The following is a 14,681-nucleotide window of genomic DNA, read 5'->3' on the forward strand; positions in this document are numbered from 1 at the left end:
ATTATTTATACAACAAAGTTAGGAAGAAATTGATTTAATTTACCTCACAAACCGATGCACTTCAATTAAGTCTTAGCTCTTTCACAAAATCTTCAACCGCCTTTGAAGCGTCAGTTTGTTGTAGTTTTCGGATAAACGCCGAGCCAACAATCGCTCCTTGGCCGTAACGATGCGCAAATTCTACCTCTTCACGGGTTGATATATTAAACCCTATTGCCTTGGGATTTCGCAATGGAAGTGCCTGAATCCGTTCCAAATACGCCTTACTATCTGACAACGTTTTGTTGGCAGCACCCGTTGTTGAACTCGACGACATGACATACAAAAAGCCGCTTCCTTCGGCGTCAATTTCCAGCAATCGCGCCTCGCTTGTACGAGGTGTAACCATAAAAATGGGGGCAAGGTGGTATTTTTGGTACAATGTCTTGAAATTCTTCTGGTACTCCGACAAAGTCAAGTCTGGAATCAAAACTCCATCAATACCAACTTGGTGACAACGTTCGCAAAAACGTTCTACCCCAAACTGAACAATTGGATTGAGGGCACCCATCAACACCAGTGGATACGAAATTTCGGAACGAACCGAATCAAGTTGCTCCATTAAAACCTCCAGCGTCATTCCATTTTCAAGGGCAACTTGGTGGCTATGCTGAATCGTGGGGCCGTCCATCAAAGAATCTGAAAACGGGAGTCCAACTTCCACAAAATCAATATTTGCTCTTTGAAGCTCTTTCAACAGCACTGTCGTGTCGGTCAATTTCGGGAACCCTGCCGTTATGTAAAGACTTAACAAAGAAGGCTTTGACTGAAATGTAGTTACAAGTCTATTGCTAGTTTTCATGAATTATAAAGTGTTTTGGGTAGAGCGATAATTGATGTAAGTCTCTAGGTCTTTGTCACCCCTGCCTGATAAGCAAACCACCACCACTTGAGCAGGTGCCAACGAAAGTTGTCGCAAGGCCGCTATGGCATGAGCCGATTCTAGCGCGGGTATGATGCCTTCTATTTTTGAAAGTAATAGGGCCGCATCGAGGGCATCCTTATCGGTTACTGCCACAAACTGTGCGCGTTTTTGGTGGTGTAAATACGCCAATTGTGGCCCAATACCAGGATAGTCCAGTCCAGCCGAAACCGAATGCGCCTCCTTTACTTGTCCGTCGGGCGTTTGCATAAAAAGAGTCTGTGTACCGTGCAAAATTCCTTGTTTTCCCAAGAACGTAGCCGCCGCCGAATAATCCGTTTCGATGCCTTTTCCTGCTGCTTCGGCCGCAATGAGCTGCACCGAAGGTTCGTCTAAAAAATGGTAAAAACTACCGATGGCATTGCTCCCACCTCCCACACAGGCAACGACATAATCGGGCAGTTGCTGCCCCGTAATGGCGGGAACTTGCTCACGCAATTCTTTGCTTATAACGGACTGCAAACTGGCGACCATGTCGGGATAAGGATGGGGGCCAAACACCGAGCCAATTACGTAAAAAGTATCTTCTGGTTCATTTATCCAAGCTCTAAATGCCTCATTGACGGCATCTTTCAGGGTTTTACTTCCCGACGTGGCTGGAATCACCGTGGCTCCTAACAAGCGCATTCGTTCTACGTTTGGGTGTTGGCGTTGCATATCAACTTCCCCCATATAAACACAACATTCCAAGTTCAACAACGCACACACCGTCGCCGTCGCGACTCCGTGTGAACCCGCCCCTGTTTCGGCAATGATTTTCCTTTTGCCCAGTTGTTTTGCCAATAGCACTTGTCCAAGTGTATTGTTCAATTTGTGTGAGCCCGTATGACAGACATCTTCTCGTTTCAGAAATATTCTTGCACCGATTTCTTCCGATAACCGACGGGCTTCATACAAAGGCGTGGGCCTTGCAACAAACTGAGAAAGCAGCGTTTCGTATTCTTTTTGAAAACGTTCCGAGCGTAATATATGCTGGTAATGTTGTTGAAGTTCTTCGATATTGGGGTACAGAACTTCGGGTACGTAGGCACCTCCGTAAGGGCCATAAAATCCGTGTTGGTTTACTTGATATGACATTTTTGTAAAAATTGGTTTGGCAGAAGAGAAAAAACGAATGGGGAGGGCCGAAAACAAAAAAAGCCACCTGTAAACAGGTGGCTTCATGTATTTTTATACAATACCCTCTTAAAGGACACGCCATGACTGTTCACACTTTCTCCGTTGGAAAGTGCGCCACCAGCAAGTCGTATAAAGGGCTGAATTATTCATGCCGTAAATGTAGGAAAACTTTTTTATTTATGCTCTAATCGTATTTTTTTGACAACATCCAGCGTCACGTCGGCCAAACCTGCGATTTGAGCATCATCAAAATCGGTGTTAATAATTGCCCTAAAATGCAAATCGTAAACCTCCAGTTACATTGACGACTCCTACATTTTGCTGAATATCTACCGATTGCGTAACGGGAGGAAAACCCGTCGTTGTTACTTTATTATTTACACCCTTAAAGGTTGTGCTTATCAAACTTGCATCGGCATTGACCACAAGCGCTACTCCGCTAAAAAGCCCAATATGAAACGTAGCCCCTGCACCGTATGCTAAATCTGACGCCATTTGGCTCGAAGTTTCTACGTTGATGTTATAATTTTGAAAAGCACCCGTTGTTACAAACATCGGACTGTTCACTTTGGCATAACCCACCAATAGTCGCCCTTCTAATCCAAGACGACTACCGCCTAAGCGCAATGTAGGTCCAATCATCGCACTCAATACATCCCATTCTTTTGCTTCTACCACCACTGGATTAAGGATGCCATATTGATTTAACGCAATCTTCTGAATTCCTTCTTCCCTAGTTTCGTTTTTATTGTAGGAAACCCTGACCGCTAACCCAAGACGTTTGGTCGGATAATAGCTGGCCACAAATTGCGCACCAATACCGTCTCCCGCAATTTCACCACGCGTTTCTCCAAAAACTTTGGTAGCAAGTTCCCGAACAGACAAACTTTTGCCAGCCGCAATGTTCAAGGTGAAACGGTCATAATCTTGTGCAAAACCAGTTGATATACAAATAGCAACTAAAAAAAATCCCAAAAAGCCAGAACGTATCATGGGTAGTTAATAAGGTTAATAAATAAAGACGGCAACAAGACGCTAATTACGGTCGAAAGTCTTAAAAAACGAAATTATAAGCGATTAGATTATTTTTCGGCGGTATTTTTCGTCGTTTTTTGGCTTTTGCATAACAAAGAAAATGGTTATAACATGGCCCTGATTCAAGCGTTTCAAAAAGACGAAGCACTCCTTGCTGATATTAGAAAAAGCCAATCAAATCCTTCAGGTTTTCGGACATGGTGGCTGGGGCAAAGTGGTTTTTTGATTCAATGGCAAGGGAAGCATTTATTGTTTGACCCCTATTTGTCCGATTCGTTAAGCATCAAGTACGCCCAAACCGACAAACCACACGTTCGTATGAGTGAACAGGTGATTGCGCCTGAATTGCTTGAAGGTATCGACATCGTCACGTCGTCGCACAACCATACCGACCACCTCGATGCCGAAACGCTTTTACCTATTTTTGGCCAAAACCCATCCATCCAAATGGTCATTCCTGAAGCTAATCGGGCATTTGTGTGCCAACGATTAGGCTGTTCTACTACTTGGCCAAAAGGAATAAACGACGGAGAATGCCTTGAAATAAAGAACTTTACACTTCATGGCATCCCCGCCGCCCACAACACGGTTGAGCGAGACGACCAAGGCCGCTGTAAATTCATGGGCTTTGTCGTTGAATTTGGCTCCTATCGGGTGTATCATTCGGGCGATACCCTTTGGTTCGATGGTTTGCCCGAACTTCTCTCACCTTACCAAGTTGACGTAGCATTTTTACCTATCAACGGCAACAAGCCTGAGCGGCGGGTAGCAGGCAACCTCAATGCCGAAGAAGCAGCCCGCCTTGGGAAGGAGATTGGTGCCAAATTGGTTATTCCTCATCATTACCATCTATTTGAATTTAATACAGCCGAACCAAGTGAATTTGAACACTTTGCTCGGCTGTATCACACTCCTTATAAAGTTTTACAATTGGGAGAAGGCATTGACATTGAATAACCATTTTGGTTGGTTATGCCCTCACTAATTCCATTAAAGTAATTTCGGGCAAAATACCGACTCGACCAGGGTAGCCAATATACCCAAAACCGCGATTGACGTATAAATGTTGGTCGCCTTGGGTATATAAACCACCCCACTGTTTGTATCGATACTGCACGGGGCTCCATTGAAAACCGCCCACTTCTACCCCAAATTGCATTCCGTGGGTGTGCCCCGCAAAAGCAACGTCAATGTCCTTAAACTGCGAAGTTACTTGGGCGTTCCAATGGCTTGGGTCGTGCGACAGAAGTAATTTGACGGGAAAGTCATCGGTACGTTGGTGGGCTTTTTCCAAGCTTCCGTATTTGGCAAAACCACCCATTCCCCAGTTTTGAATCCCTAATAAACCAATTTGCTCGTTGCCCACTTTAATGGCGCGGTGTTCGTCAAGGAGTAAATCCCAGCCCAACAAACGGTGCGCATCTTTCAAATCATTGAGATTTTTTATTTTGGCTTCTACCGAAGGCCATTGGTAATAATCGCCGTAATCGTGGTTACCCAACACCGAAAATTGACCCAAAGGTGCTTTTACTTTTTTGAAAATATCAATGTAATTTTTTACTTCATCGGCGGTATTATTGACCAAATCTCCTGTAAAGAAAAATAAATCGGGTTTTTCGGCCATCAGCATATCGACACCGCCTTGAACGGCTGTTTTGTTAAAAAAACTCCCCGAGTGAATATCCGACAACTGAGCAATTTTTATTCCTTCAAACGCTTTTGGCAGGTTTTTAACTGGCACCCGAACGCGGCGAATGCGGTAATCGTGCGCTCCCGAAATGATACCATAGGTAAATCCCGCGACTGTCGTACCTGCCACGGCCAAGGCAGATTTCATCAAAAACTCCGAACGAGGAATTGTAGGGGTGTCCACGACGGGGGTTGTTGTAGGTGGCTGTGATTGAAAGAGACTGACCACCCATTTTCCAAAACGTACGACATCGTCGATAAGGAGTAAAAACATGCCAAAAAATTTGGCAAAATAGGGAATCAACAACGCACTCCAGATGAGTTGACGCGTGGTTCTCGAAAGGGAATCGGGCGGAATGATGAACTGAGTGACAATCCAAACCACTAAACTTGCCACGGGAATAGCCCAATAAATGGTTGAAATGAGTCGGCGGGTTTCTAGTGAACTAGCGCGAGAAAGGGTTTTTACGGCCTGAAAAACATACAAATCCAACAGAAAAAAAAAGCCTATTGTGAGGAGAATGGCTGGTAATCGGTTCATAAAGCTAGAAGGGAAAATTACAATTTTGACAATGGATGAGTAACAAAAGACGCTTTAAAAAAGTGTTTTTCTTGGTCAGAATTGTGGGAAACGGCAAATAGTTGGGATGAACTGACTATTTTTGAGGCCGAGTAATTTTGTTAAGCTTTTCACCCAATGATAGATATTCAACTCACCGACGCGCCACTTTCACTTGATGCCTGTTATCAATACGTTCTTTCTGACGATGCAGGGGGACTTGTCACTTTTGTCGGCACGGTTCGTAATCAAACCAAAGGGAAGCGGGTATTACGGCTGGAATTTGAGGCTTATGCCCCTATGGCCATCAAAGAAATGCAGAAAATCGCCGAAGAAGCGGTGCGTCGCTGGCCAGTGTTAAAGATTTCGATTCATCATCGCGTAGGCGTGCTTGCCATCGGCGAGGTTCCAGTCATTATTGCCGTTGCCTGCGCCCACCGAAAGGCTGCCTTTGAAGCGTGTCAATTTGCGATTGATACCTTAAAAGAAACGGTACCGATTTGGAAAAAAGAATTTTTTGAAGACGGCGAAATTTGGGTCGCCGCCCACCCATAAGAGCACTCGACATTCCCTCTACATTCCCTTCAACACTTTCCACATTTCGTCTGCTACGAGCTGATTTCCAGCATCATTGAGGTGAACGCGATCGGTTGTGAGGATATTTTTTTCGTCGTTGGTGGCGTTATTTTTTAGGTTATAGTCTAAAAACGATTTACGAAGGTCAATCAAAGGCAGCCCTTGCTTTTTGGCCAAATCCCGAATTAGCTGCGAATAACGGTTCAAATCTCCGTCTTGTTGGTTGGAGAAATCAGTGCGCTCACCAATGACGGCGGGTGTACACATAGCCACCCGAATGTTGGCGGCTTTGAACTTCTTCAACAATGCTTCGTAGAAACGAACAAATTTATCAGGGTCAGTACCTGTTCCCGATGAGGCTTTGTGCCAAACATCGTTTACCCCTACGTAAATCACCACAATATTGGGTTGTTTTGCTAACACATCGTCTTCCAAGCGCAAGTAAAGGTCATATACTTTATTCCCTCCAATTCCCGCTCCAATTAGCTCATATTTATCCTTTAGTCCTTGTTTTTCAAGCATTTCACCCATTTTAACGATGTAGCCACCAGGTTTAACGGCAGCTTGGGTAATCGAATCGCCAAAGAAAACAATTCGGAGCGGTTTGTCTTGCTGAAATGCCAACAAGGGAATGGCCACAAGGGCTAATTTGAGGTAGTGAAAAATGGATTTCATTGAAAAGTGTGTAAAAATTGATTCGTTTAGAAAAGCAGTTTCTTCCTTCATTCTAACCCTAACAACCTCAAAATGCCGAAGGTTTACTTTCTTTGAGTTGTGAGCAACCCACTTCCACTTGTTCTTTCTATGCGGCTGGTTAAGAGTAACCAGCTGCACATTTTACTTCCACTTGTTCTTCCAATGCGGCTGGTTAGGAGTAACCAGCTGCACAGGCACGGCAGGTTTTAACTAAACAACTGCAAAATATCGTCTTTATCCAGCTTTTTCAAGAATCCTGCATCGGTCGAAATCAAATCATCGGCCAAGGCGCGTTTTCGTTCTTGGAGTTGCATGATTTTCTCTTCAATGGTGTCTTTGCAAATCATCCGATAGGCAAAAACCCGTTTGGTTTGGCCAATGCGGTGAACGCGGTCAATCGCCTGTTGTTCCACGGCGGGGTTCCACCACGGATCTACGATATACACATAATCGGCTTCCGTCAAATTCAGCCCAACGCCCCCTGCTTTTAGACTCATCAAAAACACCCGACAGGCTTCATCGCCCTGAAAACGATTTACCCGTTCGGCACGGTCGTTGGTCTGGCCGTCTAAGTATTCGTAAGGAATTCGGTCGCGTTCGAGCTTAACTTTGATGAGGTCAAGCATTTTCAAGAACTGACTGAAAATGACAATTTTATGGTCAGAAGCATTTTCTTCAATTTCTCTCACAATTTCGTCCAGCTTCACCGAATCGTTGCCATAATCTTCATCATCGGATAGCAAGGCGGGCGAATCACAAATTTGACGTAGTTTTAATAATCCTTCCAAAATCAAAAACGACGCCTGTTCACGCCCTACTTCGTCCATTTTTCCCGCAATTAAATCACGGTATTTGTCCTTAAAGGCATTGTAAACTTTGCGTTGACGTTTGTCCATTTCGCAAAACAGCACCGTTTCTGTCTTTTCTGGCAAGTCTTTGGCTACCTCTTCTTTGGTACGTTTTAGCATGAATGGATATACCATTCGGCGTAGCTCCGCAGCACGTGTTTTGTCTTGGTATTTATCAATTAATACTGCGTATTCGGCTCGGAAGAAATCTTCTGCCCCCAAAAAACCAGGATTTAGAAAATCAAATTGGGAGTATAAATCAAAGGTGTTATTTTCGACGGGCGTCCCTGTCATCGTCAAGCGGTTTTTGGCATTAATCAATTTCACCGCCTTCGCAATCATCGAGTCAGGATTTTTAATGGCCTGTGCTTCGTCCAAAATCACGTAATGAAACCGAAAATCCTGCAACAACTCTATGTCCGAACGTACGGAGCCGTAGGTGGACAAAATGATGTCGTATTTGTTAAAAACGCGCGTATTTTTGGTTCTTTGTGGCCCCGTATGGACGTACAAACGCAATTCAGGGCAAAATTTAGCGGCTTCGGCTTGCCAGTTAAAAATCAAGGTTTTGGGCACTACCACCAAATGCACCCCTTTCGGGAAACGATTTTTTTGTTCTTGCAAAAACGTCAGCATCTGCAACGTTTTCCCCAATCCCATGTCATCAGCCAAGCAACCTCCCCAGCCAAATTCATCCAAGAAATTGAGCCATTTATAGCCTTCTTCTTGATAAGGGCGCAACTGAGCTTGCACATTTTTAGGTAATGCAATGTCTTTTATAGCCCTAAAATCAAGCAACTTCTCCCGTTTATCGTCTAGTTCACGTAGCAATTTCGGATTTTCGATATACTCTTTGTAACGTTCCAAAATTGTAAAATGCTGTTTCGACAAGCGGAGGGTGTCTTTTTTGTCATCCACTTTGCCAAAACGAAACAACTGGGCGTACTGCGCAACCCACTCATCGGGCAATAAGCCAAACGAACCGTCTTTTAACTCAACGTAATTTTGTTTCTTTAAAATAGCTTTTCGTACTTGGGCCAAGGAGACAACCTGTTCGCCAAACGAAATTTCTATCTGCAAATCAAACCAGTCGATACCCGACGAATTCTTGATTTTGAAGGTCGCCTTGTTGGGGTTGTATCGGAATTTTTTGAGGTTATTGAAGCCAAAAAGTTTGGCGCCATGTTGGTTCAAGGCTTCATAAAACTGAAACAACCAGCCATTTTCCAACACCGAATCGGCAGGCAAATAAAAATATTCGTCCGTTTGATGGGCAAAATCAGGATGTTGGCTTTGCAAAAATTGCACAAACTGTTCTTCCGCATCTCGGTCACGCCGCTGAATTTGCACGGTATTTTTATAAGCATTTACGCGTGCTTGCCGAAAATCTCGCGGCAATTCTATCGACGCTTCATCGTCGCTGGAATAAATAAAAGCGGGGATTATCAGCAAATTATCTTCGACTTCCTTCAAATACACCCGACCTTCTTGCCATTCTAAATCGGCCTGGGTAATGGATTGACCTTTGTCAAATTCCAACGAAAACTGGTCAGCCAGTGGAATCACAAACCCATTAAAAAAGTCATCGTCTCGTACACTTCGTAGGCGAATAGCTCCGCCCAATTCCAAGAAATGGCGTGCTACTTTGGCCGCCGCCGTTGACCGAAAACGGCACAATAAATTATCAGGCAGCACAACCAGCCAGTACGTTCCGACATCTTGTAATTGTTGGAAAGAAATTTGTTCTCCCGTTGGAAGCACCACAAACGCCTCCAACAAAGTCTCCTGCCCCGTCCGAGAGAGTTTAAAATGCAAATCAAGCGGTGTTTCTGTCACCTTTACCGCATGGCCTGTATTTCCGTAACTGTCATTTTTTTTGTTGACCCGAACCACTTTTTCCACCAACATCGGAAACAACTTCTCCAACACCTTGCCCGTAATTTCCAAGGCTTCGTCGATGGCTTCGCTGGTGTAGTTCAGGTTCCAAGAATTGGCGGAGATTTTATGCCCACGTTGGCGAAGGGTTTCGTGCAAAAACTCTTGTTCCAACAAACGGCTGGTTTTGATAATTTCTAAATCTTCCGTTTGGGTAGTTGGTCGTTCTTTGTCGCCCCACGTACTTCGAGTGACATTCGTTACTTTACCTGATTTAGCATTGAGGTTTCCTTTGGCAATTTCCAGGCGCATAAAGGGCAAGGTTTTTACCGAAAATTGCTCAAAAATATACACGTAAACCAACCGCTCTTTGCCCGCATTTACGGGGACAAAAGGGCTATTGGGCTTCACAGGCAGGGTATTTTTCAGAATATTGTTCCATTCCACCCCCTCAATGGGCTGAATGCTTTTGTCCAATAAAATAATTTCTAACTCCCCTTTTGGATTGAATTTAAAATCAAACTTTCCCTCCAAATCATCTTCCAAGGTGTATCCATAACGCACCAATAAAGCGTTCTTTTCGGGGCTCCAATCCCGCAACGATTCGAGGTAATGAGCACCGTATTGCATTTTTAACCAAACCAATGCCCCCATCATGTGTTCGCACAAAGGCGTGCGAAGCTTTTGCTCACAACTGCACGACAGATGGACACGCCCTTTTTCCAAACGCTTCACCGTCACGGCATATCGTCCGTCTTTTTTTACATACACATCCAGCGTCTCAGAATCGTTTTCTTTCAAAACCGAAAACACATTCAAATAATGACGCCGCCCCATCCAGTGTTGTGGAGAACAATGCCGTTGAATATAATGCTCCTCCAGCGACGGCATTTCGAGGGTAATATCCGCCATAGAGTGTACCCCTTTCTCCTGAAATTCAATCACTTTGGGCGCTTGTGGGCGTTTACCATTGGTCAGGTCAATGATTACCTTTTGAAGGTCTTGCACCGACGCTTTCGGTTTTTTATTGTCACGCTCAAGGTACTCATCTAACGCCAATGACGCCGCCACGGCGTGCTTGCAAGGATAATGCTCTGAGGGACAATCGCAATAACTTTGAACGCCCTCGGCATCGTCGAGGTTGACCAGTTCTAATTCATATTTTTCAAAACTAGACTGGCTTTCAACTTCAAATTTAGCCCCATAATAATCCCCGTTGAAGGACGTCATTTTCACCCCTCCATTTCGGTAAATATCATTCCCTCGCTGCCGCACTGCCGTCGATGCTTCTCTTCGTAACGCTGCTAAACTCTCAAAAATAAGTCCTTTATAAAAAGCCATGAATCTTGTAATCTCGTCTAAACTGTACTGTTTTTTCTACCCACATTCTTCTAAATACGCCTCGGGCAAATCATAAAGTTGATTTTCAACTTCTTTCATTTTGGGAAAATTGGTTGTATCAGGCAATACTCCGTAGCGAAACGTAAGCTCCGCCAATTCATACTCAACATTCGCTTTGGTCGCCGAGAGCAATGGAAATGCCACCCGAACTTGATACACTGTCCCTTCAATCACCTCGTAGGGTGGTTTTTTGTAGAGGGTCACGATATGAACCCGTACTTTATCTCCTACTTTGAACGGAGACACTATTTCTGTTTGTGGAAATATCACTTTCATAATTGCGCGAATAACGATAAAACAACCCACCTTTGCAACGAAGTTCCGCACGGAATCGTAATATTGTACAACATCCATCAACGAACCAAATGCTGCGAACTCTATTCTTTGTTTTGTTTTGGGCAACCTTCCCTTATGCTTCTTTTGCACAAATCGAAGACTATTATACCCCCCGAAGAAAGAGTACTCCTATGATCTTCAACCATCCTGATTTGATAAAAGTTGACAACCATTGGTACATGGGTCTCGAAGGGGGAGGAAAATGGATGGGAACTAATCTCAGTAGTTCGTTGACAGGGCTTATTGGGTTTCAAAAATCGGTCATTGATGGATACGCGGCGGCGCAATTTGGCTACTTAAACCACCTCCAATGGGGTATCGAAACGGGTTATATTCGCAATCCTTCGCGCATGGTATTGGCCATCAATAGCGCGCGTCCTTTTGTTTATCGAATAGAAGATTTACAACATAGCATTCCTCTCCGCTTCAAGTGGCGGGTTTTTCGACTTGGCAGAATCCAAAAAAAATCGGGCATGTACGTTGGGACTGGATTCGTCTGGACACCCACCCGAAATCGTACCCAAATCAATCAGTTTGATTTGGCAGGGCTGGCGCGGGTGAGTGGTTCGCGAACCCAATTTGATACGCTAATCGTTGAAAATTATTCTTACACGACGGGCAAAGCCAAACTCGAATGGGAAGGAAATTTGGAGTTTGTCGGACGAATTTCTCAGCATTTTGAGATTGTTGCCTACGGTCGAGCTACCCTTGCTCCTTCCTCAAGTATTGAGTCACGCACCGAACTTTTTGTCAATCGTATTGCTCAAAGTACTTCCGTTGCCGCATTAAAACCAATGACGTACCAATTTGGCATTACTTTTCGGTATTTATACGGCTTTATGAATACCTACCGAAGCGAGTACGAAGAATAAAACGCTACTTATTCCTTTTGCGCGTCCACATAAATATACCCAACGCAACGGCAAGCATCCCCAGAAACAGCAAGCTTAGGTACAGGTTGTAATACACAATGGCGACCAAACAAAGCACCGCAAGCCCCAACGCCAATAGAGGTACCCACGGATAAAAAGGTGTTCGGTAGGGCCTTTCCAATTGCGGCTCAGTTTGTCTCAGCCGAAACAAACTCAGTAAACTCGTCAGGTACATCACCATTGCCCCAAGTACTGAAAAAATGATGATTTCGTCCGTTTTACCGACAAAAAGCGCCACCAAGCCCACAACTCCACCCGCTAATAATGCCCAGTGGGGGGTTCGGAAACGTTGATTTAAGGTGGCTAATTTTTGAGGCAAATAGCGCTCACGCGCCAGCGCATAGATTTGGCGTGAATAGCTAATCGTATTGCAGTGAAAGGAAGCCAGTAGTCCAAATAGCCCTAAACTTGCAAAAAGCTTAGTCCACGCGTTATTTCTCCCCAAAGTAATGGAAAGCGTCTCTGGCAATGGATAATCCATGTCAATCAACGTCCGCCAATCGGTAGCCCCGCCACTCAACACCATCGTCCCCAAGGCCAGAATAACGAGCGTCAGAATACTCAAAATATACCCTTTGGCAATGGTTCGTTTGGGGTCTTTTACTTCTTCTGCGACCATGGCAACGCCCTCGATGGCAACGTAAAACCAGATAGCAAAAGGCAAGGCTTCAAAAACCCCTCCAGCAGTAATTGGAGGATTGTGCGCCAAAAAATTTTCGGTTTTGTAAAACGGCCAAACTAACCCCATAAACACGAGCAATTCCACTACTGACAACGCCGTGATAATCAAAGAAAAATTGGCCGAATCGCGCATTCCGAAGAGGTTGATTGCGATGAATACAACGTAAGTGCCAACAGCCACGCCCATCACCGACAAATCGGGGTGTAAAAAATGAGCATAACCACCCAATGCAAACGCGATAGCAGGAGGCCCCATGACAAAATCGACCAACGTTGCAAACCCCGCCACAAAGCCCATGACAGGGCCAAATGCTCGAAAGGCATAACTAAATGCCCCACCTGCTTCGGGAATGGCGGCAGTGAGTTCGGTATAGCTAAAAATAAACGTTAGGTAAAAAACGGTGACGATGAGCGTTGCCACCAAAAAGCCCAACGTACCTGCGACGGCCCAGCCGTAATTCCAACCAAAATAAACACCCGATATGACCAGCCCAACGGCAATGGCCCAGAGTTGGGGCGTTGTGATGACTTTTTGAAGCGTAGGGGTTGGTTGGGGCGTTGGCTCGGGAATGGGCATAATAAAAAAATGGTTCTGTGGGTAATCCACAGAACCAAAGTAACCCTAAAAGTTAGGTTTGAGCAAGTATTTAGCGTAGAAATCGTCAATGACTTTCACTGCTTCTTCGGCGGTATCCACCACGCTAAACAGTTTTAAGTCTTCAGGATTAATATTACGTTCGGTTTCCAGCATGGTGTCTTTTATCCAATCAATCAGTCCCGACCAATAACTTCTTCCCACCAACACAATCGGGAAACGCCCAATTTTCTTGGTTTGAATCAAGGTCAAGGCTTCAAAAAGCTCGTCCAACGTCCCGAACCCTCCAGGCATTACCACAAAGCCCTGAGCGTACTTGACAAACATCACTTTGCGTACAAAAAAGAAATCAAAATTGATGTTTTTGTCGGCGTCGATGTACAAATTTGAATGCTGTTCAAATGGCAGTACGATGTTCAATCCTACCGACTTTCCACCTTGTTCAAACGCCCCTTTGTTACCCGCTTCCATGATACCCGGGCCACCGCCTGTTATCACACCGTATCCGTGGCGCACCAATTTGGCCGCGATTTCTTCCGTCATTTTATAATAAGGATGGTCGGGTTTGGTTCGGGCCGAACCAAAGATTGACACACATGGACCAATCTTTGCCAACTTATCAAAACCTTCTACAAACTCGGCAAGTACCTTAAATATTACCCAAGAATCGGCTGTTTTTATTTCGTTCCAATTGCGATCTTCAAATGCTACACGAATCCGATCTTCTTCATTCAATGCTTCAAATTCTGACATACTCATTTTGGTTTTTTAGGGTTGTTCTTAATGAAGACATCCGTACCTTTGCGGTAGGGATTACAATAACGAAAACTTTTCTAAAAATAGTTCTATAAATGGCTAAAAAAATTGCAATTGGAGGCGACCACGCAGGTTTCCCCCTAAAACAACCGTTGGTAGATTGGCTTATTCAACAAGGATATGAAGTAAAAGATTTTGGTACATATAGTGCCGACTCCGCCGACTATGCCGACTTTGCGCACCCTGTCGCACTCGCTGTAGAAAGTGGTGAATTTGAGGCAGGTGTACTTGTCTGTGGCAGCGGACAAGGCGTGGCTATTACGGCCAACAAACACCAAGGAATTCGTGCGGCATTGGTGTGGGACAAGCCTTTGGCAGAACTTGCACGTCAGCACAACGATGCCAATATCATTTGCCTTCCTGCGCGTTTTATCAGCCAGGAAGTCGCTTTTGAGTGCGTTAATCTCTTTTTAAATACTGCGTTTGAAGGTGGTCGCCACGCAATTCGCGTTGGGAAGATTTCTTGTTAAGAGTGCAGGATATGTGTGTCAGGTTGCTCACAACCTGACTTTTTTTATGATGGTATCAACCCATGCTAAAAAGACTCGTCGGGGTGTGAGCA

13 protein-coding genes are annotated in these 14,681 nt (G+C 44.6%); 4 read left to right on the forward strand and 9 right to left on the reverse strand.

Annotation, left to right across the window (positions count from 1 at the left end; genetic code table 11):
• Window positions 1-61 precede the first annotated feature (61 nt).
• The 3 genes from trpA to AC23N5_RS09765 all read right to left on the reverse strand — a co-directional run bounded on the left by trpA (window position 62) and on the right by AC23N5_RS09765 (window position 3,073).
• A complete protein-coding gene (gene trpA, locus AC23N5_RS09755) occupies window positions 62-841 on the reverse strand; it encodes a tryptophan synthase subunit alpha (protein WP_487755418.1) in 780 nt (259 codons plus the stop codon).
• A 3-nt stretch (window positions 842-844) separates the two neighbouring features.
• A complete protein-coding gene (trpB, locus tag AC23N5_RS09760; RefSeq protein ID WP_487755419.1) occupies window positions 845-2,038 on the reverse strand; it encodes a tryptophan synthase subunit beta in 1,194 nt (397 codons plus the stop codon).
• 312 nt (window positions 2,039-2,350) lie between these two features.
• Window positions 2,351-3,073: a hypothetical protein gene (locus tag AC23N5_RS09765; RefSeq protein WP_487755420.1), complete on the reverse strand. Its 723-nt coding sequence runs from the start codon at window positions 3,071-3,073 to the stop codon at window positions 2,351-2,353.
• Between the two features lie 153 nt (window positions 3,074-3,226).
• Between AC23N5_RS09765 and AC23N5_RS09770 the strand changes: the two genes are divergently transcribed.
• Window positions 3,227-4,072, forward strand: coding sequence for an MBL fold metallo-hydrolase (locus AC23N5_RS09770; RefSeq protein ID WP_487755421.1), 846 nt, complete (start codon window positions 3,227-3,229; stop codon window positions 4,070-4,072).
• Between the two features lie 13 nt (window positions 4,073-4,085).
• Here AC23N5_RS09770 and AC23N5_RS09775 read toward each other — a convergent pair whose 3' ends face one another.
• On the reverse strand, window positions 4,086-5,345 hold the full coding sequence (locus AC23N5_RS09775) for a metallophosphoesterase (RefSeq protein WP_487755422.1): 1,260 nt from the start codon (window positions 5,343-5,345) through the stop codon (window positions 4,086-4,088).
• A 156-nt stretch (window positions 5,346-5,501) separates the two neighbouring features.
• Between AC23N5_RS09775 and AC23N5_RS09780 the strand changes: the two genes are divergently transcribed.
• The gene (locus AC23N5_RS09780; protein WP_487755423.1) at window positions 5,502-5,918 is read left to right on the forward strand and encodes a molybdenum cofactor biosynthesis protein MoaE; all 417 of its coding nucleotides are present in this window, start codon (window positions 5,502-5,504) and stop codon (window positions 5,916-5,918) included.
• Window positions 5,919-5,936: 18 nt separating this feature from the next.
• On the opposite strand, the gene AC23N5_RS09785 is transcribed toward AC23N5_RS09780, so the two are convergent.
• From AC23N5_RS09785 to AC23N5_RS09795, 3 genes are all read right to left on the reverse strand, one after another.
• Entirely contained in the window at window positions 5,937-6,614 is a 678-nt protein-coding gene (locus AC23N5_RS09785) for an SGNH/GDSL hydrolase family protein (RefSeq protein WP_487755424.1), read from the reverse strand.
• A 227-nt stretch (window positions 6,615-6,841) separates the two neighbouring features.
• Window positions 6,842-10,699: an SNF2-related protein gene (locus AC23N5_RS09790; protein ID WP_487755425.1), complete on the reverse strand. Its 3,858-nt coding sequence runs from the start codon at window positions 10,697-10,699 to the stop codon at window positions 6,842-6,844.
• 36 nt (window positions 10,700-10,735) lie between these two features.
• Entirely contained in the window at window positions 10,736-11,035 is a 300-nt protein-coding gene (locus AC23N5_RS09795; RefSeq protein ID WP_164489956.1) for a hypothetical protein, read from the reverse strand.
• An 89-nt stretch (window positions 11,036-11,124) separates the two neighbouring features.
• On the opposite strand from AC23N5_RS09795, the gene AC23N5_RS09800 reads away from it, so the two are divergent.
• Window positions 11,125-11,967 carry a hypothetical protein gene (locus AC23N5_RS09800; protein WP_487755426.1) on the forward strand — a complete coding sequence of 281 codons (843 nt, stop codon included), beginning with the start codon at window positions 11,125-11,127 and terminating at the stop codon, window positions 11,965-11,967.
• A gap of 4 nt (window positions 11,968-11,971) precedes the next feature.
• On the opposite strand, the gene eat is transcribed toward AC23N5_RS09800, so the two are convergent.
• Window positions 11,972-13,285, reverse strand: coding sequence for an ethanolamine permease (gene eat, locus AC23N5_RS09805; protein WP_487755427.1), 1,314 nt, complete (start codon window positions 13,283-13,285; stop codon window positions 11,972-11,974).
• 45 nt (window positions 13,286-13,330) lie between these two features.
• On the reverse strand, window positions 13,331-14,056 hold the full coding sequence (locus AC23N5_RS09810) for an LOG family protein (protein ID WP_122930653.1): 726 nt from the start codon (window positions 14,054-14,056) through the stop codon (window positions 13,331-13,333).
• 98 nt (window positions 14,057-14,154) lie between these two features.
• Here AC23N5_RS09810 and rpiB point away from each other — a divergent pair, with 98 nt between their 5' ends.
• On the forward strand, window positions 14,155-14,589 hold the full coding sequence (gene rpiB, locus AC23N5_RS09815; RefSeq protein ID WP_028525691.1) for a ribose 5-phosphate isomerase B: 435 nt from the start codon (window positions 14,155-14,157) through the stop codon (window positions 14,587-14,589).
• Window positions 14,590-14,681 lie beyond the last annotated feature (92 nt).

It is taken from the genome of Runella sp. R5_40 (assembly GCF_057652295.1).

Coding starts and splice junctions, on each gene's coding strand:
- trpA (WP_487755418.1), bottom strand. CDS start 841: ATGAAAACTAGCAATAGACTTGTAACTACATTTCAGTCAAAGCCTTCT.
- trpB (WP_487755419.1), bottom strand. CDS start 2,038: ATGTCATATCAAGTAAACCAACACGGATTTTATGGCCCTTACGGAGGT.
- AC23N5_RS09765 (WP_487755420.1), bottom strand. CDS start 3,073: ATGATACGTTCTGGCTTTTTGGGATTTTTTTTAGTTGCTATTTGTATA.
- AC23N5_RS09770 (WP_487755421.1), top strand. CDS start 3,227: ATGGCCCTGATTCAAGCGTTTCAAAAAGACGAAGCACTCCTTGCTGAT.
- AC23N5_RS09775 (WP_487755422.1), bottom strand. CDS start 5,345: ATGAACCGATTACCAGCCATTCTCCTCACAATAGGCTTTTTTTTTCTG.
- AC23N5_RS09780 (WP_487755423.1), top strand. CDS start 5,502: ATGATAGATATTCAACTCACCGACGCGCCACTTTCACTTGATGCCTGT.
- AC23N5_RS09785 (WP_487755424.1), bottom strand. CDS start 6,614: ATGAAATCCATTTTTCACTACCTCAAATTAGCCCTTGTGGCCATTCCC.
- AC23N5_RS09790 (WP_487755425.1), bottom strand. CDS start 10,699: ATGGCTTTTTATAAAGGACTTATTTTTGAGAGTTTAGCAGCGTTACGA.
- AC23N5_RS09795 (WP_164489956.1), bottom strand. CDS start 11,035: ATGAAAGTGATATTTCCACAAACAGAAATAGTGTCTCCGTTCAAAGTA.
- AC23N5_RS09800 (WP_487755426.1), top strand. CDS start 11,125: ATGCTGCGAACTCTATTCTTTGTTTTGTTTTGGGCAACCTTCCCTTAT.
- eat (WP_487755427.1), bottom strand. CDS start 13,285: ATGCCCATTCCCGAGCCAACGCCCCAACCAACCCCTACGCTTCAAAAA.
- AC23N5_RS09810 (WP_122930653.1), bottom strand. CDS start 14,056: ATGTCAGAATTTGAAGCATTGAATGAAGAAGATCGGATTCGTGTAGCA.
- rpiB (WP_028525691.1), top strand. CDS start 14,155: ATGGCTAAAAAAATTGCAATTGGAGGCGACCACGCAGGTTTCCCCCTA.